The organism is Streptomyces sp. NPDC005775, assembly GCF_042871565.1.
GTDB lineage: Bacteria > Actinomycetota > Actinomycetes > Streptomycetales > Streptomycetaceae > Streptomyces.
Window position 1 is genome coordinate 234145 of the sequence record NZ_JBIAIU010000008.1, and the last position, 22137, is coordinate 256281.

Below are 22137 nucleotides of genomic sequence, written 5' to 3' on the forward strand. Positions count from 1 at the left end.
CACTACTCCCGGGGGTACGAATCGGTGTCGTCCGGCAAATTCACACCAGCCGGGCAGGCGGTGCGTGCTCCACGACCTGGGTGGGTGACAGAGGCCTGCACGTGACAGACGTCGTGTGCGTGACAGACAAGTGACGTCGTGTGCGTGACAGACGTCGTGTGCGTGACAAGACGTCGTGCGCGTGACAAGACGTCGTGCGCGTGCCAAGTGACAGCGCGTTCGTTCACCGCGATCGGGGCGCGTCACCGCACGGGGGTCAGCTCCGGGTCCTGGCGGAGTTTGCCGAGCGCCCGGGACACCGCGCTCTTGACCGTGCCGACGGACACCCCGAGGACCTCGGCGGTCTGGGCCTCGCTGAGGTCCTCGTAGTAGCGCAGGACGACCATGGCCCGCTGGCGGTCGGGAAGCTTCAGCACGGCCCGCCACATGGCGTCGTGCAGCGACTGCTGCTCGGCCGGGTCGGGGCCGGGTGCGGATTCCTGCTCGGGCAGCTCGTCGCAGGCGAACTCGTCGACCTTGCGCTTGCGCCACTGCGAGGTACGGGTGTTCAGCAGGGCCCTGCGGACATAGCCGTCGAGCGCCCGGTGGTCCTCGATCCGCTCCCAGGCGACGTACGTCTTGGTCAGCGCGGTCTGCAGCAGGTCCTCGGCGTCGCTGGGGTTCGCGGTGAGCGAGCGGGCGGCACGCAGCAGCACCGGCCCGCGGGCCTTCACGAAGGACGTGAACGACGGGTACGGGACGTACGGCGCACGCACACCGTACGGCGATCGCGCAGGGGCGGGCGCCGTGCGGGTGACGGCCGGGGTACGCGCGGCGGCCGGGGCGCGGGTGACGGCCGGGGCCCGGGCGGGGGCCGGCGTGCGCGGGGCGGCGTGGGCGCGCGGGACGGCATGGCTCCGTGGGACGGCCTGGGCGGTGGCAGCGGCTCCCCTGGAGGCGCCCGTGCAGACTGGCGTGGTCATAACCCCACGCTAGGAGCGGGCGCCGCCGCCGGGATCGGCCCCAGGTCCCGAAACGGCGTCCGCCTCAGGGTGTAGGGGTGGGGCTGCCTCCACCTCCTGTAGGTGGAGGTGCCGTCCTCCCGCACTCAGGGTCGGCCACCCAGAGCGCCGAACCGGCTCGGGCCCGCTCCCTCCGGGCGGACCCCGCCGCTCACCCCTCCCGGCCCAGCACGAGGCCCGAGGTCGGGACCCCTGTGCCGGCGGTGACCAGGGACGTGGCCGCTCCGGGTATCTGGTTCACCGACGTCCCCCGGATCTGCCGGACCGCCTCCGCGATGCCGTTCATCCCGTGCAGATAGGCCTCCCCCAGCTGGCCGCCGTGGGTGTTCAGGGGCAGCGCGTCGGCAGCCACGAAATCCGTGGCCTCACCCGGACCGCAGAAGCCGAACTCCTCCAGTTGCATCAGCACGAAGGGGGTGAAGTGGTCGTAGAGGATCGCCACATCGATGTCGGAGGGGGTCATCCGCGCGTTGCGCCACAGCTGGCGGGCGACGACGCCCATCTCCGGCAGCCCGGTCAGATCGTCGCGGTAGAAGCTCGTCATCTGCTCCTGCGCCCGTCCGGCACCCTGGGCGGCGGCCACGATCACCGCGGGCGGCTGCCGCAGGTCCCGGGCCCGTTCCGCGCTGGTGACGACGATCGCCTGCCCTCCGTCGGTCTCCTGACAGCAGTCGAGCAGCCGCAGGGGTTCGACGATCCACCGGGAGGCGGCGTGGTCGGCGAGGGTGATCGGCTTGCCGTAGAAGTACGCCGCCGGGTTGCTGGCGGCATGGCGCCGGTCGGTGACCGCGACATGGCCGAATGCCTCCGGTGTCAGCCCGTACGTGTGCAGGTACCGCTGGGCCGCCATGGCCACCCAGGAGGCGGGCGTGAGCAGCCCGAAGGGCAGGTTCCACCCGAGCGCGGCCCCCTCGGCCGTGGGCTCCCGCCGCTGCACGCCGGAGCCGAAGCGGCGCCCCGACCGCTCGTTGAACGCCCGGTAGCAGACGACCACGTCCGCCACCCCGCAGGCGACCGCGAGGGCCGCCTGCTGGACGGTGGCGCAGGCCGCACCGCCGCCGTAGTGGATGCGCGAGAAGAACGACAGCTCTCCGATGCCGGCCGCCTGTGCGACGGTGATCTCGGGGCTGGTGTCCATGGTGAACGTCACCAGTCCATCGACGTCCGCGGGCGCGAGCCCCGCGTCGTCGAGGGCCGCGTGCACCGCCTCGACGGCCAGTTTGAGTTCGCTGCGGCCGGAGTCCTTGGAGAACTCGGTCGCCCCGATCCCGGCCACCGCCGCCCTGCCGCCGAGCGAATCGGCCCTGCGCACGCTCATGCGGACTCCTCCGGAACGCCTGGGGTCACCATGCCCGTCACGTGCACGGTCACCGTGCCGGTCACATGCCTGCCGATCCCGTTGACGCCGACGACCGACACCTCGGCCGTCCCGTCGTCGCCCACCGCGGTGACCGTGCCGCTCAGCACCATGGTGTCGCCGGGATAGTTCGGGGCACCGAGCCGGATGGCGACCTTCCTGAGCACGGCCGCGGGCCCGAAGTGGTCGGTGACGTACCGCCCGACCAGGCCGTTCGTCGTCAGGATGTTCATGAAGATGTCCGGGGAGCCCTTCTCCCGCGCCAGCTCGGCATCGTGGTGCACGTCCTGGTAGTCGCGGGAGGCGATCGCGCCCGCCACGATCAGGGTGCGGGTCACCGCGATCTCCAGCGGCGCCAGTTCCTCACCGGTCTTCACTCCGGTCCCTCCTTCACCAGCAGTTCGCCGAGCTCCTGAAGCACTGTGCCGCTGCCGCCGAGATGGGCGTCGAGCTGGCGGCCCCAGAGGAAGTGGCGGTGCACGGGGTGGTCGAGGTCGGCGCCCGTACCGCCGTGCAGGTGCTGTCCCGCGTGGACGACCCGGCTTCCGCCCTCGGACGCCCACCACGCGGCGGTCAGCGCCTGCTCCCCGTACGGCAGCCCCTCGTCGTGCCGCCAGGCCGCTTCGTACGCCGTGACGCGTATCGCCTCGGTGTCCATGTACGCGTCGGCCGCCCGCAGCAGCACCGCCTGGTTGGTGGAGAGGGGGCGCCCGAACTGCTCGCGTGTGCCGGTGTGTTCGACCGCACGGGCCAGCGAACCGGCGCACACACCCGCCTGCACTCCTGCGAACGCCGTCCGGGCGGTGGCCAGCACCTCCTCGTACGCCCCCGAGCCGCCCAGCCGCTCCGCGGACGCCCCGTCCAGCACGAGCCGGCCGGCCGACCACGGGGCCGTGGTCTCGACGGGTTCGGTCACCACCCCGGGGTCCGTGGTCCGTACGATCCACAGGCTCCGGTCCGCCGCAGCGACCAGGACGTGGGTGGCGTCACGCAGCCACGGCACCAGCGGAACACCGCCGCTCAGCCGTCCGCCCGCCTCCGCACGCACGGTGGCGCGGGCCGGGAAGGCCCCCGCCGCCACGGCCGTACCGTCCCGGAACGACGGCAGCAGGCGCCCGCGCTGCTCGTCCGTACCGTGCTCGGCCACGGCGAGGAGCCCGTACACACAGCTCGCCACGAACGGCACCTGTGCCGTCGTCCGCCCCTGCTCCTCCGCCAGCAGCACCAGCCCGAGGAGACCGGTCTCCTCCACCGCGCCGGGCAGACCGGCCGCGCACAGTTCCTTCCAGAGCCCGGCGTCCATACCGCTGCCCGCCGCGACCAGACGGTCATGCGTCGACAGGTCCGCGAAGATCCGGGCGGCCAGACCCTGCGCTGCGGTCTGTTCCTCGTTCGGCGTGAAATCCACGTCAGCCCTCACTCCCCCGGAAGACCGGCAGGACCAACTCGGGGTCCGCACGCAGGAACTCCAGATACACCGGCATGCCCACCCGCACTTTGTCGCACGGCACCCCGATGACGTTGCTGACCATCCGGACGCCCTCCGAGAGCTCGATCAGCGCCACCGCGAACGGTCCTCCCTCGCCGTTCTCGCTGAACGCGGGGAAGCGCGGGTGGTGCATCACGACATGGCTGAACACGGTGCCCTCGCCCGATGCCTCGGCCGTGTCCCACTCGGACGATCCGCAGGCGTTGCATCCGGGCAGCCAGGGGAAGCGCAGGGTGCCGCACGCCGTGCAGCGCTGGATCAGCAGGCGGTGCGCGGCGACTCCCTCCCAGAATCCGGCGTTGTCCCGGTTGACCACAGGCCTGGACCGCAGCGAGATCCCTGCCGCCGGTCCGGACTCCGCGTTCGCCTCCGGTCTCGGCTTCGCCTCCGGTGTCGTCATCGTCATCGGGTTCGGGTTCGGGTTCGGGTTCGCAGGGCGGTACTTGAGGATCCGGAAGCGGTGCGTCCCGGCGGGTTCGTCCTGCGCCCGGATGTCCATCCGCGTGGTGACGAAGTAGCCCGTCCCCAGCTTCGTCGTCTTGCGTTCCGACACCGACTCGATCACCGCGTCGAAGGTGATCCGGTCCCCGGGACGCAGCGGACGCAGATACTCCTGCTCGCAGTCGGTCGCCACCACGGAGGTGTACCCGGCTCCGTCAAGGAGACCGGAAAGCTCGTCGTAGGCACCGCTCCGGTCCGTGTGCCCCGACAGCCCGCCCATCGTCCATGCCTGGAGCATCGTCGGCGGGGCGACGGCATCCGGCCCGCGGTAGGCGGCGTGCGTATCGCCCATCGCCTCGCACCAGTGCCTGATCATCGGTTCGTTGACCAGGTCCCTGCCGGCACCCGCCGTGGCGGCCGCCCGGCCCTCGTACCCCCTGAGCCGCTCGTACAGCTCGTCCCGGGCACCCGGGACGGCGGTCACTGCTTCCCCCTCTTCATTCCGAGCCGCATCGTCGCGACGATCTCCCGCTGCACCTCGCTCACCCCGCCCCCGAAGGTGTTGATCTGTGCCGCCCTGTTCATCCGTTCCAGCTCCCCGTCCCCGAAGGCGCCGGGCGATCCGCCCCGGACCGTTCCGGCGTCGCCCGTGACCTCCTGGCACATCCGGTAGACCTCCACGGCGCTTTCGGTCCCCGCGAACTTCACGCCGCTCGCATCGCCCGGAGCCAGCGCTCCCGCCCCCACGGCCCCCACCAGACGCCAGTTGAGAAGGCGCGTCGCCGCGAGGCGGGCATACGCCTCGGCCAGCCTCGAACGGACCCACGGCTCCTCCGCCGGCCGCCTCCCCGTCACAGCGTCGGGGGTGCGGGCGAAGGCGAGCGCCGCCTCGTAGAAGTCCTCGGCCTGCATGCCGATCGCGGCAAGTGCCACCCGTTCATGGTTGAGCTGATTGGTGATCAGCCCCCAGCCGCCGTTCTCCTCTCCGACCAGTGCGGTCGCGGGCACCCGCACGCCGTCGTAGTACGTGGCGGTGGTGGTCAGGCCGCCCACTGTCTCGATCGGCGTCCAGGAGAAGCCGGGCGCGTCCGTCGGTACGAGGACGATCGAGATGCCCCGGTGCTTGGGTACGTCCGGATCCGTACGGCAGGCGAGCCAGATCCAGTCCGCGTTCTGCGCGTTACTCGTGAAGATCTTCTGCCCGTCGATGACCCAGGAGTCGCCGTCACGTACGGCCCTGGTGCGCAGCGCGGCGAGGTCGGTCCCGGCTTCCGGCTCGCTGTAGCCGATGGCGAACACGAGCTCGCCGGCCAGGATGCGCGGCAGGAAGTAGTCCTTCTGCGCCTCGGTCCCGTACTTCATGAGCGTGGGGCCGACCGTGTTGAGAGTGACCATGGAGACCGGGGCGCCTGCCCGGTAGGCCTCGTCGAAGAAGACGAACTGCTCGTCCGCGCCGCGCCCCTGCCCCCCGTACTCGACGGGCCAGCCGAGACCGAGCATCCCGTCGGCTCCGATACGACGCAACAGCCGCCGCTGTGCGTCCTGACCCTGGGGGGAGGGTCCGGTATGCCCGCCTCCCCCGGGCATCACGTCACCGAAATAGGCGCGGAGTTCGGCGCGCAGCTCCTGCTGGCGCTCGGTCGGGGCCAGATGCACGTCGACTGCCTCCCGGGACGGGGACGAGGATCAGGGTTTCTGACTGTCCGTCAGATCCTGTTCGACTGTCAAGGTGCCGGACGACCGGACCCGCCCCGCTTCCTCACAGCGCCCCACCCTTGAGAACGAGCGGCCCGCGCCCGCCACCGCAGTGGCGGCACGCGGGCCGTCATCCCCCCCGACCGCGGTCCGACCCCCCGACCGGGCCGCGGCAGGCCCCGGATCACCAGAGGTTGGTGAAGTTCACCGCGAGGTTGTGGGTGGACTGGTCGATGTCCGTGAACGCGGAGCCGTTCACCTGGGCGGAGTTGCTCTGGTTCGACGCCCCGGAGCCGGTGGCCTGCTGCTGCGAGGTGGACGAATTCCCGAAGTTGTCCCCACCGACCCCGCTGCCGCTGATCGTGGCCACGCCCGCATTCGAGCCGTCGTTCGCGAACGAGCCGTTGTCGGCCTGGGCCACGCCGCTGAAGAGAACGGCGGCGAGAGGCAGGGCGGCCACGACGGCGAAGGCACGAGCGGTACGGATGCTTGCCATGTCTATTCCTCCAGGAACCGAAAGTAGGGCAGAAACCCGGGCTGGTTGGCCGACCGCCCCGGCGATGGTCACGACGTCGCGAGATCAAAGTTGCCCAGCTCCGTACCGGCGAACCACCCACGCTTTCCGATTCCCCCGCAAGTATGAGGAAGCGAAGATAAACCCGCAGATGTCACAAACTCCCAGGTCAGCCAGCCCTCCACGAAGAGATCCCCGCCCTGCGGGAGAAGAAGCGTTCCGCCACCACCCCCGGCCGCCGGACCCGGACACCCCCTCTTCCCTTATTCGAACATTCATACGAACATAGAACCATGGCCACCACCGATCGGCGCACCGCCACCCTGGCCCTGGCCCACGCGCTCTCCGCCGCCGAGCACGGGCTCCCCGTCATCCCGCTGTCCGCCACCAAGCTCCCCGCGCTGCGCTCCCCGCACCATGGAGAGACACGTCCCTCCGGCTGCCGGGGCGCCTGCGGCCTGCCCGGGCATGGCGTCCACGACGCCACCACCGACCCCACCGCCGTACGCGCCCTCTTCGCCGCCGCCCCCTGGGCCACCGGTTACGGCATCGCCTGCGGACGCGCCCCGCACCACCTCATCGGCGTCGACCTCGACATCGACACCCACGGCCGGACCGACTCCGTGGCGGCCCTGCAACAGCTCGCCCTGCAGCACCTGTTCACCCTCCCGCCGACCGTCACGGTCCTCACCCCGAGCGGCGGCCGACACCTCTGGCTCTCGGGGCCTCCCGACGTGTCCGTGCCCAACTCCGCCGGCCGCCTCGCCCCCGGCATCGACATCCGCGGCGCCGGCGGCTACCTGGTCGGCCCGGGCTCGGTCACCGCCCACGGCACGTACCGCCTCGTTCCCGGCACCGGCACCCTCCCGCCGGCGCCGTGCCCAAGTGCCCTCCTCCACCTGCTGACACCCCCGGCCCGCCCCCGCCACCACCAGCACGGCCGGCCGGACCAAGGCCGCGGCCTCGTGCAGTTCGTCCTTGCCGCGGACGAGGGCCAGCGCAACACCCGGCTCTTCTGGGCGGCCTGCCGCGCCTACGAACACGGCTTCGGCGACGCCCTCGCCGACGCCCTCACCCGAGCCGCCGTCCGCACCGGCCTCCCCGAGCACGAGGCCCGCGCCACCATCACCTCCGCCGCCCGGCTCACAGCGACCCGCTGCGAGCCGCCGGCCTGACGAGTCCCGCCCGACGGCCTCGGCACCCGGGCATGCGAAAGACATGCGGCCTCCCCTGCAGCTCAGAAGGGCATGAGCGCCTCAAGGGGGCCATCATCAACGTTGTCATGCCCGCTGCGTGCCCCGCGGACGCAATGGTGCCCGCTGAGCCGGAGAGCGGCCTCTTCAATGCCCCGGACCGCAGCCTCGCGCGACGGTACGTTGTCAATCATGGCCACCCAGATCTTCACCTTGGCAGGCGTCCTCATCGGCGCCCTGACCTCCTACTTCGCAACCACTGTGGCTGAACGGGCCAGGTTCCGCCGGGAAATGGCCACGCGATGGGACGCGCGGAAGCTTGACACGTACATCGAATACTTGACGTGCATCAAAGAAATCCAAAGGGCCGCCATGGCTGCCGGGCGGGCCCGCGACCAGGGAATGGACGCAACGGACGCGTTGAACGAGATGGAGGAGAGCGAGAACAAGAGATCGATCCTCTTCGAGACCTTCGTTCTGCTGAGCAACGAGAAGGCCGCCACCGCCGCCCACGCGGTCAATCAGCGGACCGGGGAGTTGCTCAGCGCGACCCGGGCCCCATCCAGCGGCGTAGCCGAACTCCGCCCGATTCCCTTGGTAGAGGCGCTCAACGTGCTTCACAAGGAAGCGCGATCAGATCTGACAATATCGAGCAGCACCCCCGTCCAGTGAGTCTGCGTGCGCGACGCGCTTCAGCTGCGGGGAGACGGCGACGAGCGAGCGCGCCGACCAGTCGCGGACGGTGGCCCGCCCCTCGGCGGGGCCGAGCCAGCGGCCCTCTTCCAGGGAAACCAGGGGGAACAGCGGTGACCGGCAGGCACCGGGCATGGCAACGGCCCCTGACCAAACGTACTGGTCAGGGGCCGTTCGCCTGCGGTGGGTGTGGGATTTGAACCCACGGTGACATCGCTGCCACGACGGTTTTCAAGACCGTTCCCTTAGGCCGCTCGGGCAACCCACCCCGCACCGACCGCCGGTGAGACCGGTGTCGGCGCGGGGGACAGCCTAGCCGGTCAGCTGTCGCCCTTGCGCTCGCCCAGGGTGACTTCCACCGTGGACGTCTTGCCGTCGCGCTTGTAGGTCAGCTCGACCTTGTCGCCCGGCTTGTGGGTCCAGATCTCGCCGATCAGGGTCGGGCCGCTGTCGACGACGGTGTCGTTGAACTTCGTGATCACGTCGCCCGCCTTCAGACCGGCCCGGGCGGCGGGGCCGTCCTTCGTGACCGCTTCCGTGCCGCTCGCGCCCTGGTCCGAGATGACGGCGCCGCCGGTCTTCTCGTCCATCGTCACCGTGGCGCCGATGACCGGGTAGACCGGCTGGCCGGTCTTGATCAGCTGCTGGGCGACGTTCTTCGCCTGGTTGATCGGGATCGCGAAGCCGAGGCCGATGGAGCCGGCCTGGCTCTGGCCGCTGCTTCCGGCGGACTGGATCGCCGAGTTGATACCGATGACCGCGCCGTTGGCGCTGAGCAGCGGACCGCCCGAGTTGCCCGGGTTGATCGAGGCGTCGGTCTGCAGCGCGCTCATGTACGAGTTGCTGCCGCCCGATCCGTCGCCGGACGCGACCGGTCGGTTCTTGGCGCTGATGATGCCCGTGGTGACCGTGTTGGACAGGCCGAACGGGGCGCCGATCGCGATCGTGGAATCGCCCACCGCGACCTGGTCCGAATTGCCCAGAGGCAGCGGGGTGAGCCCCTGCGGCGGGTTCTTGAGCTTCAGGACCGCCACGTCGTAGCCCTGGGCCCGGCCGACCACCTCGGCGTCGTACTTCTTGCCGTTGGAGAACGTCGCCGTGAGCTGGCCGTTGTCCGCCGCGGAGGCCACCACGTGGTTGTTCGTGAGGATGTGGCCTTCCTTGTCGTACACGAAACCGGTGCCCGTGCCGCCCTCGCCGTCACCGCCCTGCGCGTCGATCGTGACCACGCTGGGGAGCGCCTTGGCCGCGACGCCCGCGACCGTGCCCGGGTCGCGCTTGAGGTCCTGGGGGGTGCCCGACGCGGCGACCGTGGTCGAACCGGACGAACCCGAGTCGTTGTTGTCGGCGGCCCAGAAGCCGAGGGCTCCACCGACGCCGCCCGCGACCAGCGCCGCCACGACCACCGCGGCCACCAGGCCGCCCGCACCTCGCTTGCGCGGCGCGTCGGGTGTCTGGATCTGGCCGGGCGGGCCCCACGCCGGGCCACCGCCGTGCGCCCCGTGGGCGTACGCCGGGACAGCAGGCGGGGGCGGGGGCCAGCCGGCGTCCGCGGCGGGCTGCGGCGGGGGCGGCGGCGCGTACTGCGGCGCGGCCGCCGGGACCGGGGCCATGGGGGTGGTCGCCGGGTCCTGGGCGGGAGAGGCCGGCTGCTGCTGTGTGGCCGTCGCGTCCGGGTACGACGGGGCGGCGGGCGCGCTCTCAGGGAGTTTCTGGGGAGCGTCGGCCGGCACTGGAGGTGCGGACGGAACGGACGGGCCGGCCTCGGCGGCGTTGCCCTCGTTGCCCTCGTTCTCTGTGCTCACAGCTCTTTACTCCTCGGTTCCACATCATGATTCGGCAAGAGATCCGCTGTGTACGTGTCTGGAGTCAGCTTTTCCCACAGCACGTCAGGCCACTGTAAGCAGGACCTGTGCATCTGCGCACGGGCCTTTACACCGGACAAAACGGTCTCGCGCCCCAAGGTGCGCGCGTCCATGGTCTCCCGGTGACACCATGATGCGGGTGACCCAAGCACGGCAGCAGCGCCCCAGCCAGCATCCCATCCAGGTCATCGCGCACCGGGGCGCGTCCGACGACGCCCCCGAGCACACCCTGGCCGCGTACCGGAAGGCGATCGAGGACGGCGCCGACGCCCTCGAATGCGACGTACGGCTCACGGCTGACGGCCATCTCGTATGCGTACACGACCGCCGGGTGAACCGCACCTCGAACGGCCGCGGCGCCGTCTCCGCCCTGGAGCTCAACGAGCTCGCGGCCCTCGACTTCGGCTCGTGGAAGGACCGTGAGGAGGCGGAGTCCCCGGACTGGGACCCGGTGCCGGGCGAGCTCACCTCCGTACTCACCCTGGAACGGCTCCTCGAGCTCCTCGTCGAGACGCGGGCCGCCGGACGCCCTCTGCAGCTGGCCATCGAGACCAAGCACCCGACGCGCTGGGCGGGCCAGGTCGAGGAGCGGCTGCTGCACCTGCTCAAGCGCTTCGAGCTCGACGTGCCGCCGTCCGACGCTCCCTCACCGGTCCGCGTCATGAGCTTCTCGGCCCGCTCGCTCCATCGCATCCAGGACGCCGCGCCGGAGCTGCCCACCGTCTACCTGATGCAGTTCGTCTCGCCGCGGCTGCGCGACGGGCGGCTGCCGGCCGGTGCCCTGGTCGCGGGGCCGGGGATGCGGATCGTACGCAGCCACCCCGGGTACATCGAACGCCTCCACCGCGCCGGTCACCGGGCCCACGTCTGGACGGTCAACGAGCCGGGCGACGTCGAGCTCTGCGTCCGGCTGGGAGTCGAGGCGATCATCACGAACCGCCCGAAACAGGTTCTGGCGCAGCTGGGGCGGGGTTAGGTCCGGTCCGTCCACGACGGGTGCGTGACCCCTCTCACGGTCGATCACAGGGAGTACACCGGCGCATTCGGCGCGTACTCGATCGTCACGAGTGCGTCACTCGCAGGCCATTGGCCGGTTTCCGGTCGAGTCCAGGGGGGCATCCAACCCGTGGCGTGGGGCAAAGGAGGTCTCGGGGGTGGCGTTGGTGGTGGCACAGGAAGTGCCCACGTCGTCGAGCATGGCCGTTCCCCATGGCCCTGCGGGCGTGGGTCAGGCGCGACACCGGATGCGTGAGCAGTTGCGCAGCCACGGGGTGTCGGACGCGGTCGTCGACGATGCTGTATTGATCCTTTCCGAACTGCTCAGCAATGCCTGTCGGCACGGCAGGCCACTGGGCCGGCACACCGATGTGGGGGACGGCGACGTGCGCGCCGCCTGGCGCGTCGACAGAACAGGTGGACTGACCGTCGAGGTGACGGACGGAGGCGGCCCGACCAGGCCGGTTCCTGCCACTCCCTCGGTGACCGCCCGTGGCGGTCGGGGGCTCAACATCATCAGCGCCCTCGCCGAGGAGTGGGGCGTACGTGACGACTCGTCCGGCGAGGTCACGGTCTGGGTCCTGGTCAACGAGGGGCACGGCCGTCCCGGTGAACGGCCTGACGCACGGGGCAACGGACGGGCTCGCGGTGTGGCGGGGCTGCCGGGTGGTGGCCCCGAAGTGGCGGGGCTGCCGGGTGGCTGCGCGGGACTGGCGGGTGCGGCGGGCCTCGACGGGCTGGACTTCGCCGACGCCTTCGACGACGCGGGCTGAGCCGACCGCACAGTGCGGTCGCCCGCGCGGGGAGTGCTGCCCCGGGCAAGCCGCGCCGAGGAAGCTGCCCGCCGAGAGTGCCGACTACCGGGGAGCGCTGTGCTGCCGGGGAGAGCTGACTGCCGGGGAGTGCTGACTGCTGGCAGCGCGGCTCCTGGGAAGCTTCCCGCCGTGCCGCCTGTGCCCCCGGAAAGTGCAGGGGCGGCTAGGCTCGCGGCCCAGACCGCACTGTCGCAATCGGGAGAAAGCCCACCATGGCGAAGAAGCGCCCTCAGACCAAGGCCGGGAAGCAGCAGCTCGACGACCGCGAGATCCCGGTGGTCGGGGCTCGCGAGCCCTGCCCGTGCGGTTCGGGCCGCCGTTACAAGGCCTGCCACGGCCGCGCCGCCGCCCAGGCCGTGGTCGAACTCGTCCAGCGCCCCTTCGAGGGGCTGGCCGGCGAATGCGACTGGGTCGCGCTGCGCGAGCTGGTGCCCGCCGCCACGGTCGAACTGACGCTGAAGGGCGGACTGCCCGAGGGCGTGCCGTCGGTGACGCTCGCGACCGTCCTCCCGATGGCGTGGCCCGCTCTCCGCCGCGACGACGGTTCGGTCCTGCTCGCGCTGCAGAACGACACCTCTTCCGGCGACCTCGGCCGCGACCTCGCCGACACGCTCCAGCGCGCGCTGGAGGCCGAGCCCGGCTCGCCCGTCGCCGCCCGGCGCGTACCGGCCGAAGGGCCGCGGCTCCAGGACCTCCTGGACGCCGAGGCTCCGTTCGAGCCCGTCGTTCACTCGGGCTTCGAGTTCTGGGTGCCGGACGCGGAGAACGCCACGGCGGAGGTCTCCGCTTCCCTGGAGCGCGCCAACGCCGCGGCGCTCCCGACCGTCCTGCTCGCCGGGGTGGATGCCGCCTACTGGTGCGAGACCCCCGAGAAGAACCACCTGCGCTGGGTCATGCCGCACCCAGAGGAGCGGCTCCTCGACGCGCTCGCCCGGCTGCACGCGGCCGGTACCTCGTCACTCGGCGAGGGGACCAGGCTGGTCGGCTCCTTCCGTGCGCACGGCCTGATGGTCCCGGTCTGGGACCTGCCGACCACGATGGGCGCCGACGAGTGCGAGAAGCCCGCCGTGGCGTTCGCGGAGCGGCTCGCGACCGCGCTCGCGTCGGACGCGCCGCTCACCACCGAGGAGCGCCGGGCACGTGGCGGGCTCACCAACCGCCAAGTGACCCTCAGCTGACAGTGACCATCACCCGGACCGTACGGTGACGCCCGTCACAACTCGCCGTACTGACAGGTAAATCGCTGTCCGAATACGCGAGATCGAATTTGCGAACGGCAGATCTCTTGTTACCGTTCTAGAAGCCCGGTCGCTGGTGCATCCCCCGTCGCCAGCGATCGGGCATCCTCATGTCCGGGCACGGCTCACCCCAGCGCGCGATACGGCGCGCACACCGCGCACAGCCCCTGCGCAGGACCCGGGCCGCGCCCCTCGGAACCCCGCCCGCCCCGCCTCGTCCTTGCGGCCTTCCGACGCCTTGAGACGACTGCAACGGTGGCCCGGCGTCAACCCGCTGCCCACACAGTCCCGTTGAACGCGGCTCCGACCACGGCGCCCACGCCCACCGGACCGCTCGGTATCGGACAGAAGTCACCGGCCGGCCCCTTCCTCGATTACGTCGCGAAGCAGCGCCCGAAGAGATCTTCGAAGACGGTTCGAACGGTTTCCGGAAAGCGCGTCAGAAAGTCGACCACCGGCGGGCTTTGCATCGGCAGACTTTGCATGACTGAAACGGGCCCCAGGAAATGACTGAAACGCCCCCCACCGATCACCTCACTCGGAAGTGATACGACAGGAATCCGAGAGGAATCCGGCAGCGCTCGGTAATGAAGGCGGCCCGAAGAGAACAGATACGGATCAAGAGCGGAAGCGGCCCACCGAACGCCCGGTGAGGCGGACAGCGCCTCGTCCTGCGAGGCGGACACCACAGCCCCCGCACGCCCACCGGCCGGCCGGCGAGCCCACCGGCCGGCGGTCCGCCCGTCAGTACGCGAGCCGGCTTCCGCCGTCCGGGGCGCTGTTGCTCGCCTCGACCAGCGCGTCCAGAACCGCCCCCACGTCCGGCAGCCACGGCGACGCCACTGCCGGGACCGGCGCTCCGCCACCGGCGCCCGGCCGGGTGTTCCGCTCCGGCGCCCGCTCCCAGCGCACCGGGCCCGTGCCGATCTCGGACGGCGGAAGGACGAGATAGCCGCCCTCGCCGTGGAATCGCAGCGAGCTGGGCACCCAGTCCTGGGCGTGCAGCAGTTCACCGAGCCGTTCGAGGGTGTACGGAGCGACGAGCAGCGACCACCGGGTCGGGGTCGCCACCACCGGGCCCAGCCGCATGCCCATCCGGTCGAGCTCGGCCAGTGCGCGGGCACCCGCCACGGCCGGCAGGCTCAGGGCGCACGGCGCCCGCCCTCCCGTGGCCAGCAGGACCGGTGCGGTGGGCCGGTTCGTCCACCACCAGCGCACCATCCGGGCGTCGGTGGTCGCGGCGAGCAGCCCGGGCTCGAAGGGGTGTGCGCCAGGCACCGCACACTCGGGGTCGGGGCAGGCGCAGCCGCGCTCATCACCGCCTCCGGCCACCCGGAGGCCCGCCCCCGGGAGAACGGGCCACTGCCAGGCGGTGGCGCAGGTCAGGGCCGCGTCGAGCCGGGCGGTCCCGCCCCTGCGCCCGAACCGGAGCCTGCGTCGCCTTCCGAGGATCTCGCGCATGAGCGCTCGTTCCTTTCCGTTGAACGCCGAGGGTCCACATCACACCACGCGCGCGTCACAACACGTGTGCGGATCTTCACTGTGTGTACATGCCCGTTGAAACCTGCGGTACGGGTTGATCGTCGGTACCGAGCGTGAGCTGTGCCGATCCGAATCGAGCCGGTTCCAGTCGAGTACGTGTCGAGGTGCAGGGCGCGTACCGCGCCTGCCGTCCGTCGTTCGACCTCGCCACTCGGGGGTGGGGCGTGGCCGTCACAGGTGAGGACGTCCGGGCCCGCTGCCAGGTTCCGGGGACGGTCGGAGCCACCCCTGGTCCATCTACGGATTCACGTACCCAGCATGCCCGGAATGACGCTCCCCATGGGACTTCGCCCGAGGGCAACCCCCGGTCGAGCAGACCCAGTCGACCGCGAATGGGTTCCGCAGGGTGCATTTTTTGGCCAAGTTACTCGCCCCATGGACACCATAAATCCCGTGGGGACAATGCTGGACATCGCCTTACTTGTGCGTGTACATGTGGATGCACTGATAGCGGCGCAGAATGACATGGGGGTTTGCGATGCTATTCGACGAAACAATCCAGTCGGAAAGCCGGCGACCATGAGCGCCCCACACCTGCCGAAAGTGGCTGGAATCGATCCCACAGTTCCGGTTTCGGCGCACACTGCCGGGCCTCTCGCCGAGGTACCGGCCGCGCCCGGAGCCTTCATCCAGGACCGCCTCGCGGGCTGGGTCTCCGACCTCACCACACTGCACGAGCTCACCGAGCGGCTGGCCAGAACCAGCACCCTCGACGACGCCCTGCACGAACTGCTCGACGCCGGGGCCGCGCTGGTCGGCGCCCGTCGCGGACTGATCGTCTTCGAACCGTCCGACCTGCGGGGCCCCGTCAGCACCATCGGTCTCGGACTGGCCCACGCGGAGCTCGGCCAGATCGAGACGGTGCCGCGGAGTGCCACCTCCTACGGCCGCATCCTGGAGGGCCTGCCGAACGCCGACGGCCCGCTGACCACCCCCGATCTGCTCGGCGACACCAGCCTGGACCCCCGCAGGCGTGAGGTCGCCGCCCGCCTGGGCTACGCCGCCAGCTACGCACTGCCGATCACCACCGAGCGGACCGGACGGCTCGCGGCCGCGGTCTGGCTCTACGACGAACCCGCCGAGCCGCTGGAGCGCCAGCGCCATCTCATCGGGCTCTACGCCGGGTACGCCTCCGAGCACCTGGCCCGGCTGCTGGAACTGGAGCGTGCCAGGACCGATGTCGCCACCATCGCCGAGGAGCTCCTGCCCAGCCGGCTGCCCCGCGTCCCCGGCGTACAACTGGCCGTACGCCATCACGCCGCGCCGCAGGGCGGCAGCGACTGGTACGACGCGCTGGCCCTGCCGGAGGGAGCACTCGGTCTCGCCGTGGGCTCGGTCGGCGGCTCCGGGCCCAGCGCCCTGGCCGCCATGGGGCGGCTGCGCGCGGGCCTGCGGGCGTACGCGGTGATGGAGGGCGAGGACCCGGTCGCCGTGCTCTCCGATCTCGAACTCCTGATGCGGCTGACGGAGCCGGCCCGTTCCGCGACCGCGCTCTTCGCCTACTGCGAGCCCGCCCGTCGCAAGATCCTGCTGGCCGGCGCCGGGCACACCCCGCCGCTGATCGTCGGCGACCGGCGCACCGAGTTCGTCGAAACCACCCTGTCCGCCCCACTGGGCATGCTGGCCTGCTGGGAGGCGCCGAGCGTGGAGATCGTCCCGGCTCCGGGCGAGACGGTCCTGCTGTACACCGACGGTCTGCTGCGCCGCGCCGGTGACTCGATGGACCGGGCGTTCGCGCGGCTCCACTCGGCGGCGGCGAGCGTCCCGAAGGCGCTGCGCCACGACGCCGGGTCGGTCGCCGACCACGTGGTGCGCACCGTGCTGCCGGACGGGATCGACCGGGGCGCCGACACCGAGGACGTGGTCCTGCTCGCCGCACGCTTCGACTGAGCCGCACCCCGCACCCGCCGGTAGCGGCGGGCCACCCTGTGTAAGAGGTCTTCCGGCCCTGGGCCCCCTTCCGTACGCCCGTACGATGGAGGGGGCCCAGTGTCGTACCAAGGAGAGACAAGTCGTGTCTGAGGAGCTCACCCCGGAGAACCCGGAGACCGAAGAGACAGAGCCGGTCAAGCAGCGGAAGAACGGCCTGTACCCGGGCGTCTCCGATGAGCTCGCCGCGAGCATGAAGTCCGGTTGGGCCGACACCGAGCTGCACGGCCTGGAGCCGATCGCCCAGGCCGGGCACACCGCCGACCGCCGCGCCGCACTGTCCGCGCGCTTTCCCGGCGAGCGGCTGGTCATCCCGGCCGGCCGGCTGAAGACCCGGTCGAACGACACCGAGTACGCCTTCCGCGCCTCCACCGAGTACGCGTACCTCACCGGCGACCAGACCCAGGACGGCGTTCTCGTCCTGGAGCCGAAGGACGAGGGCCACGAGGCGACCGTCTACCTGCTGCCGCGCTCCGACCGGGAGAACGGCGAGTTCTGGCTCGACGGCCAGGGCGAGCTGTGGGTCGGCCGCCGGCACTCCCTGACCGAGGCGGAGACGCTGCTCGGCATCCCGGCCAAGGACGTCCGCGAGCTGCCCGCCGCACTGACCGAGGCCACCGGCCCGGTCCGCAACGTCCGCGGGCACGACGCCGGCATCGAGGCCGCGCTCACCGACAAGGTCACCGCGGAGCGCGACGAGGAGCTGCGCGTCTTCCTCTCCGAGGCACGCCTGGTCAAGGACGCCTTCGAGATCGCCGAGCTGGCGAAGGCCTGCGACATCACCGCGCGGGGCTTCGAGGACGTCGTCAAGGTCCTCGACAAGGCCGAGGCGACGAGCGAGCGCTACATCGAGGGAACGTTCTTCCTCCGCGCCCGCATCGAGGGCAACGACATCGGCTACGGCTCGATCTGCGCCGCCGGCCCGCACGCCACCACCCTGCACTGGGTGCGCAACGACGGCGCGGTGCGCTCCGGCGAACTGCTGCTGCTCGACGCCGGCGTGGAGACCAACGACCTCTACACCGCCGACGTGACCCGCACGCTTCCCATCAACGGCACGTTCACGCCGCTGCAGCGGAAGGTCTACGACGCGGTGTACGAGGCGCAGGAAGCCGGCATCGCCGCGGTGAAGCCCGGCGCCGGCTTCCGCGACTTCCACGACGCCGCGCAGCGCGTGCTCACCGAGAAGCTCGTCGCGTGGGGTCTGTTCGGTGACCGGACCGTGGACGAGGTGCTGGAGCTGGGGCTGCAGCGCCGCTGGACGCTGCACGGCACCGGGCACATGCTCGGCATGGACGTCCACGACTGCGCCGCCGCGCGCACGGAGTCGTACGTCGACGGAACGCTGGAGCCCGGTGTGTGCCTCACCGTGGAGCCCGGTCTCTACTTCCAGGCCGACGACCTGACCGTTCCCGAGGAGTACCGCGGCATCGGCGTCCGGATCGAGGACGACATCCTCGTCACCGAGGACGGCAACCGGAACCTCTCGGACAAGCTGCCGCGGCAGGCCGACGAGGTCGAGGCGTGGATGGCCCGGCTCAAGGGCTGACCGTCCGCCCCGTCCCACGCGCCGGAGGGCGCCCTACTCAGGACACCATGAGCAGGGCGCCCTCCCGCCATTTAAGGATCTTGTCGAAGCGCACCACCGCGCCGCCGCGCCCCGGCCGGTTGCCGAAGTGGACGTGATCGGCGAGCTGCTCGATGAGGCAGAGCCCTCGCCCGTCCTCGGCGGTGAGCGACGGGAGTTCGGCGTACTGCGGTGGGTACTGCTGCTGCTTGGTGTCGTACTGCTGCTGCTTGGGTTCGTACGGCGGCCCGGACTCGTACGACTGCTGCCCGGATTCGTTCGACTGCTGATCGAACTCGTACGACTGCTCTGGCTCGTGCTGCTGTGCGGCGGTGCGAAGTACGCGCCTGGCGGGGAAGCCCGGTCCGGAATCGGCGACTTCGATACGGCATTTCTCGCCGTCCAGATACGCGGTGACCCGGTACTGCCCACAGGCAGCGCCGGACGGCTCCTCCCAGGCGTCCCGGTTCTCCGTGGCATCGCCCGGACCGCCAAGGGCCCCGCCGTGCTCGACGGCGTTGGCACAGGCCTCGCTCAGGGCGAGGGACAGGTCGAAGGAGATGTCCGGGTCCACGCCCGCGGATTCCATCGTGCCGAGCAGGAACCGACGGGCGAGCGGAACGCTCGCAGCTTCGCGCCGCAAGTGGAGTGACCACCAGATGCTCATGCTCCAGCCTCCTGGCTGCGGCTCGACTACCGATACGTATTGCCGCCCGAGGCCGTTTGTAAGCACGGACGGCGTGTGAGACCGCTCATTCGGCGGATTCCCTCGCTCACCGCACCTGTGCATCCCCTGCTCACAGAGCCGTTCTGCCCCACCGGTAACCGGTTCGAACGCCCCCGCTCCCACCCATTCGGGCGGAAGACGACCTTCCGGACCTGCCGTACGGAGACGGGGGGCGCAGTGGGATGATGTCTCGGCCATGACTACGTCTGTGGGACGCGCCGGAGCCGGTATGCGGCTGCTGAGGGCCGCGGTGTTCGCCGCGGTCTGCGTCGCGTTGTCCGCAGCCGGGCACGCGCTGGCCGCCTGCGCGACCGTTCCCTGGTGGACCCTGCTCGCGGGATTCCTCGGGATCCTCGCCGTGGCGGTTCCCCTCGCCGGACGCGAGCGCTCGCTGCCGTCCATCGCGGCCGCCCTGGCCGGTGGACAGCTCGTCCTGCACACACTCTTCGGCGTGGGCACGCACACCGCCTCCGCCTCGCCCCGGGGCCCGGCCGGTGAGGACGCGCTGATCCGCTTCGCGGCGCACCTCGTCTGCGGCGCCGGGCCCGACCGGCTGAACGCGGCCGACGCCCACCGCATCGTCACCACCGCGGGCGTCGACCCGGCGACGGTGACCGGACAGGCCCATCAGCACCTGGCGGCTGCCCCCTCCGACGGCACGGCAGGCCTTGCCGGGATGCTGCCGGACCTTCCCATGGTCCTCGGCCACCTGCTGGCCGCGCTGGCCGCCGGCTGGCTGCTGCGACGCGGCGAGGTGGCCCTGTTCCGCCTCGCCCGGCTGTCGCTGCACGGCGCCCAGCAGGTGGCGGCCGGGGCCCGGCTGCGGGCGTTGCGGGCCGCGCTCGTCCTCGTGGCCGCGCTGCGCGCCGGCCTCCCCGGCGGGCCGACGGCCGGGCCGCGCATCCCCCGTACCGCCGTGGACGCGCCGGCGCCCGCGACCGGGGATCCCTTGCAGCACATGGTGATCAGGCGCGGGCCGCCTCCCGTATTCACCCTCGCAGCCTGACGCGACACCCTCCACACGACTGCCCGCGCGACCCAAGCCACGCACCCCAGCGGTGCCGGTACGGGTCCTTGGCGCGCAGCCACTCGTGAGGAGGAGGTGTCGCGGTCCCGTCGCGCACCCGCGCGGCGGAGCACCTTCCTTCGTGCATCTGTGGAGTGATCCCTGACATGAACGTTTCCCGCATCGCCCTCGCCGCCGGCGTCGCCGCGTCCACCGTGCTGATCCTCGCCGGTACGGCCTCCGCCCACGTCAGCGTCCAGCCCCAGGGCGAGGCCGCCAAGGGCGGTTACGCCGTCATCAACTTCAAGGTCCCCAACGAGCGCGACAACGCGTCGACGACGAAGCTCGAAGTCAACTTCCCGACCGACCACCCGCTGGCGTCCGTCATGCCGCAGCCCGTGCCCGGCTGGGACATCAAGGTCACCACGAGCAAGCTGGCCAAGCCGCTGGACATGCACGGCAAGAAGATCAACGAGGCCGTCTCCAAGGTCACCTGGACCGCGGCCGGCAGCAAGATCGAGCCCGGCCGCTTCCAGCAGTTCCCGCTCTCGGTCGGGCAGCTCCCGGAGGACGCCGACCAGCTGGTCTTCAAGGCCGTCCAGACGTACGACAACAAGGAGGTCGTGCGCTGGATCGAGGAGCAGAAGGACGGCGCGGAGGAGCCCGAGAGCCCCGCCCCGGTCCTCAAGCTGACCGCGGCCACCGGTGACGCGCACGGCGCCACCGCCGCCTCCGGCTCGGACTCCGCCGACAAGGACGCCACGGCCGAGCACGCGAAGGACGAGCAGACCACGGCTTCGGCCTCTTCCTCCTCCAGTGACACCACGGCCCGCGTGCTCGGCATCGTCGGCATCGTCATCGGTGTCGCGGGCGTCGCCTTCGGAGTCCTGGCCGGCCGTCGCCGTACCGCCTGATCACCCCAGAGTCCCACCCGTTACACCGACCCATCAGGAAACAGTGCTCCATGGTTAAGAAGTCTGTGCTGGCCGCGGCGCTCGTCGCCGCGGCCGCACTCACCCTGTCCGCCTGCGGCGGCAGTGACAACGACAGCAAGAAGCCGATCGCCGACGTCTCGGTGGAGGCGAAGACCCAGGCCGCGACGGTGCTCGACCAGCCGTTCACGAAGCCGAATCTCGTCCTGACCGACACTCACGGCAAGAAGTACGACCTGCGCGAGCAGACCAAGGGCAAGCCGACGCTCATCTACTTCGGCTACACCAACTGTCCCGACGTCTGCCCGCTCATCATGAGCAACATCGCGATCGCCAAGAAGTCCCTGCCCCAGGCCGATCAGGACAGGCTCCAGGTCGTCTTCGTCACCACGGACCCGGAGCGGGACACCCCGGCCTCACTGGGAACGTGGCTCAAGTCCCAGGACCCCTCCTTCATCGGCCTCACCGGTGACTTCCCGACCATCCAGGCGGGGGCCCGGCAGATCGGCATCGGTATCGACGCACCGAAGAAGGAGAAGGACGGCACGGTCGTCTCGATGCACGGCTCGCAGGTCATCGCGTTCTCCCCGAAGACCGACAAGGGGTACGTGCTGTACAGCGAGGACACCACGCCCGAGGACTACACCAAGGACCTCCCCAAGATCGTCAAGGGGGAGAACCCGTGAACCGCCGCACCACCCTCGCCGGCGTCCTGGCCCTCTCCACGGGTCTGACGCTGGCGGGGTGCTCCTCCTCGGACGGCGAACCGGAGCTGAAGGTGATGGGCGCGTTCATGCCGCAGCCCATCAACGACATGGCCGCGGCCTTCCTCGTCGTACGGAACGACGGCGGCAGCTCCGACCGGCTCACCTCGGTCACCAGTCCGCTCTCGGACGACGTCACGATCCACGAGACGAAGAACCAGGCCATGCGCATGGTCTCGTCCTTCGACGTACCCGCGGGCGGTGAGCTTGATCTGGAACGCGGTGGAAACCACATCATGTTCATGAAACTCAAGCAGCAGCCCAAGCAGGGCGAGACGGTGTCCGTGCGACTGCACTTCGAGAAGGCCGGTCCCATCGAGGTCGACCTTCCCGTGAAGGAGACCACCCACAACCCGAAGAAGCAGTGAGGGAC

21 protein-coding genes and 1 tRNA gene are annotated in these 22137 nt (G+C 70.9%); 11 read left to right on the forward strand and 11 right to left on the reverse strand.

What is annotated here, in order from left to right:
• Positions 1 to 242: 242 nt before the first annotated feature.
• The 7 genes from ACFYPA_RS20410 to ACFYPA_RS20440 form a co-directional block, all read right to left on the reverse strand.
• Positions 243 to 755, reverse strand: coding sequence for a SigE family RNA polymerase sigma factor (locus tag ACFYPA_RS20410; protein ID WP_359348761.1), 513 nt, complete (start codon positions 753 to 755; stop codon positions 243 to 245).
• Positions 756 to 1152: 397 nt separating this feature from the next.
• Positions 1153 to 2319, reverse strand: coding sequence for a lipid-transfer protein (locus ACFYPA_RS20415; RefSeq protein ID WP_359348529.1), 1167 nt, complete (start codon positions 2317 to 2319; stop codon positions 1153 to 1155).
• Complete coding sequence (locus ACFYPA_RS20420) at positions 2316 to 2735, reverse strand: MaoC family dehydratase (protein WP_359082688.1); 420 nt, start codon at positions 2733 to 2735, stop codon at positions 2316 to 2318. The genes ACFYPA_RS20415 and ACFYPA_RS20420 overlap by 4 nt, the downstream gene beginning before the upstream one ends.
• A complete protein-coding gene (locus tag ACFYPA_RS20425) occupies positions 2732 to 3766 on the reverse strand; it encodes an acyl-CoA dehydrogenase family protein (protein WP_359313047.1) in 1035 nt (344 codons plus the stop codon). Before ACFYPA_RS20425 ends, ACFYPA_RS20420 begins: the two co-directional genes overlap by 4 nt.
• Before the next feature lies 1 nt (position 3767).
• Complete coding sequence (locus ACFYPA_RS20430) at positions 3768 to 4772, reverse strand: OB-fold domain-containing protein (RefSeq protein ID WP_359313044.1); 1005 nt, start codon at positions 4770 to 4772, stop codon at positions 3768 to 3770.
• Positions 4769 to 5944, reverse strand: a complete 1176-nt coding sequence (locus tag ACFYPA_RS20435) for an acyl-CoA dehydrogenase family protein (protein ID WP_389133345.1) — start codon at positions 5942 to 5944, stop codon at positions 4769 to 4771. The genes ACFYPA_RS20430 and ACFYPA_RS20435 overlap by 4 nt, the downstream gene beginning before the upstream one ends.
• Positions 5945 to 6167: 223 nt before the next feature.
• Positions 6168 to 6479 (reverse strand): hypothetical protein, encoded by a 312-nt coding sequence (locus ACFYPA_RS20440; protein WP_359082683.1) that lies wholly within the window; start codon positions 6477 to 6479, stop codon positions 6168 to 6170.
• Between the two features lie 311 nt (positions 6480 to 6790).
• Between ACFYPA_RS20440 and ACFYPA_RS20445 the strand changes: the two genes are divergently transcribed.
• Both ACFYPA_RS20445 and ACFYPA_RS20450 read left to right on the forward strand, forming a co-directional pair.
• Complete coding sequence (locus tag ACFYPA_RS20445; protein ID WP_359313042.1) at positions 6791 to 7672, forward strand: bifunctional DNA primase/polymerase; 882 nt, start codon at positions 6791 to 6793, stop codon at positions 7670 to 7672.
• Between the two features lie 210 nt (positions 7673 to 7882).
• On the forward strand, positions 7883 to 8362 hold the full coding sequence (locus ACFYPA_RS20450) for a hypothetical protein (RefSeq protein WP_359313039.1): 480 nt from the start codon (positions 7883 to 7885) through the stop codon (positions 8360 to 8362).
• Between the two features lie 202 nt (positions 8363 to 8564).
• Here the strand turns inward: ACFYPA_RS20450 and ACFYPA_RS20455 are convergent.
• Positions 8565 to 8651 (reverse strand) — tRNA-Ser (locus ACFYPA_RS20455).
• Between the two features lie 52 nt (positions 8652 to 8703).
• Positions 8704 to 10188, reverse strand: a complete 1485-nt coding sequence (locus ACFYPA_RS20460; protein ID WP_359313036.1) for a trypsin-like peptidase domain-containing protein — start codon at positions 10186 to 10188, stop codon at positions 8704 to 8706.
• A 190-nt stretch (positions 10189 to 10378) separates the two neighbouring features.
• Between ACFYPA_RS20460 and ACFYPA_RS20465 the strand changes: the two genes are divergently transcribed.
• From ACFYPA_RS20465 to ACFYPA_RS20475, 3 genes are all read left to right on the forward strand, one after another.
• Entirely contained in the window at positions 10379 to 11224 is an 846-nt protein-coding gene (locus tag ACFYPA_RS20465) for a glycerophosphodiester phosphodiesterase family protein (RefSeq protein ID WP_359313033.1), read from the forward strand.
• A gap of 91 nt (positions 11225 to 11315) precedes the next feature.
• Positions 11316 to 12017, forward strand: a complete 702-nt coding sequence (locus tag ACFYPA_RS20470) for an ATP-binding protein (RefSeq protein WP_359082677.1) — start codon at positions 11316 to 11318, stop codon at positions 12015 to 12017.
• Between the two features lie 254 nt (positions 12018 to 12271).
• A complete protein-coding gene (locus tag ACFYPA_RS20475; protein ID WP_359313030.1) occupies positions 12272 to 13237 on the forward strand; it encodes a DUF5926 family protein in 966 nt (321 codons plus the stop codon).
• An 804-nt stretch (positions 13238 to 14041) separates the two neighbouring features.
• Here the strand turns inward: ACFYPA_RS20475 and ACFYPA_RS20480 are convergent.
• On the reverse strand, positions 14042 to 14758 hold the full coding sequence (locus ACFYPA_RS20480) for a bifunctional DNA primase/polymerase (protein WP_359313027.1): 717 nt from the start codon (positions 14756 to 14758) through the stop codon (positions 14042 to 14044).
• 624 nt (positions 14759 to 15382) lie between these two features.
• Between ACFYPA_RS20480 and ACFYPA_RS20485 the strand changes: the two genes are divergently transcribed.
• A complete protein-coding gene (locus ACFYPA_RS20485) occupies positions 15383 to 16729 on the forward strand; it encodes a PP2C family protein-serine/threonine phosphatase (protein ID WP_359313024.1) in 1347 nt (448 codons plus the stop codon).
• A gap of 124 nt (positions 16730 to 16853) precedes the next feature.
• Positions 16854 to 18317, forward strand: coding sequence for an aminopeptidase P family protein (locus ACFYPA_RS20490; protein WP_359313022.1), 1464 nt, complete (start codon positions 16854 to 16856; stop codon positions 18315 to 18317).
• 37 nt (positions 18318 to 18354) lie between these two features.
• On the opposite strand, the gene ACFYPA_RS20495 is transcribed toward ACFYPA_RS20490, so the two are convergent.
• On the reverse strand, positions 18355 to 19002 hold the full coding sequence (locus ACFYPA_RS20495; protein WP_359313019.1) for an ATP-binding protein: 648 nt from the start codon (positions 19000 to 19002) through the stop codon (positions 18355 to 18357).
• Between the two features lie 256 nt (positions 19003 to 19258).
• Here ACFYPA_RS20495 and ACFYPA_RS20500 point away from each other — a divergent pair, with 256 nt between their 5' ends.
• The 4 genes from ACFYPA_RS20500 (at position 19259) to ACFYPA_RS20515 (ending at position 22132) form a co-directional block, all read left to right on the forward strand.
• Positions 19259 to 20068 carry a hypothetical protein gene (locus ACFYPA_RS20500; protein WP_359313016.1) on the forward strand — a complete coding sequence of 270 codons (810 nt, stop codon included), beginning with the start codon at positions 19259 to 19261 and terminating at the stop codon, positions 20066 to 20068.
• Between the two features lie 167 nt (positions 20069 to 20235).
• The gene (locus ACFYPA_RS20505; RefSeq protein WP_359082670.1) at positions 20236 to 20982 is read left to right on the forward strand and encodes a YcnI family protein; all 747 of its coding nucleotides are present in this window, start codon (positions 20236 to 20238) and stop codon (positions 20980 to 20982) included.
• Positions 20983 to 21032: 50 nt separating this feature from the next.
• Positions 21033 to 21686: an SCO family protein gene (locus tag ACFYPA_RS20510; RefSeq protein ID WP_389133355.1), complete on the forward strand. Its 654-nt coding sequence runs from the start codon at positions 21033 to 21035 to the stop codon at positions 21684 to 21686.
• Positions 21683 to 22132 (forward strand): copper chaperone PCu(A)C, encoded by a 450-nt coding sequence (locus ACFYPA_RS20515; RefSeq protein WP_359082668.1) that lies wholly within the window; start codon positions 21683 to 21685, stop codon positions 22130 to 22132. The genes ACFYPA_RS20510 and ACFYPA_RS20515 overlap by 4 nt, the downstream gene beginning before the upstream one ends.
• The last annotated feature ends 5 nt before the right edge of the window (positions 22133 to 22137 follow it).

What these genes read in the sequence shown, in the direction of transcription:
- ACFYPA_RS20440 (WP_359082683.1), bottom strand. Translation starts at nt 6,479, where the DNA reads ATGGCAAGCATCCGTACCGCTCGTGCCTTCGCCGTCGTGGCCGCCCTG.
- ACFYPA_RS20505 (WP_359082670.1), top strand. Translation starts at nt 20,236, where the DNA reads ATGAACGTTTCCCGCATCGCCCTCGCCGCCGGCGTCGCCGCGTCCACC.
- ACFYPA_RS20445 (WP_359313042.1), top strand. Translation starts at nt 6,791, where the DNA reads ATGGCCACCACCGATCGGCGCACCGCCACCCTGGCCCTGGCCCACGCG.
- ACFYPA_RS20480 (WP_359313027.1), bottom strand. Translation starts at nt 14,758, where the DNA reads ATGCGCGAGATCCTCGGAAGGCGACGCAGGCTCCGGTTCGGGCGCAGG.
- ACFYPA_RS20475 (WP_359313030.1), top strand. Translation starts at nt 12,272, where the DNA reads ATGGCGAAGAAGCGCCCTCAGACCAAGGCCGGGAAGCAGCAGCTCGAC.
- ACFYPA_RS20500 (WP_359313016.1), top strand. Translation starts at nt 19,259, where the DNA reads ATGACTACGTCTGTGGGACGCGCCGGAGCCGGTATGCGGCTGCTGAGG.
- ACFYPA_RS20450 (WP_359313039.1), top strand. Translation starts at nt 7,883, where the DNA reads ATGGCCACCCAGATCTTCACCTTGGCAGGCGTCCTCATCGGCGCCCTG.
- ACFYPA_RS20415 (WP_359348529.1), bottom strand. Translation starts at nt 2,319, where the DNA reads ATGAGCGTGCGCAGGGCCGATTCGCTCGGCGGCAGGGCGGCGGTGGCC.
- ACFYPA_RS20465 (WP_359313033.1), top strand. Translation starts at nt 10,379, where the DNA reads ATGATGCGGGTGACCCAAGCACGGCAGCAGCGCCCCAGCCAGCATCCC.
- ACFYPA_RS20510 (WP_389133355.1), top strand. Translation starts at nt 21,033, where the DNA reads ATGGTTAAGAAGTCTGTGCTGGCCGCGGCGCTCGTCGCCGCGGCCGCA.
- ACFYPA_RS20495 (WP_359313019.1), bottom strand. Translation starts at nt 19,002, where the DNA reads ATGAGCATCTGGTGGTCACTCCACTTGCGGCGCGAAGCTGCGAGCGTT.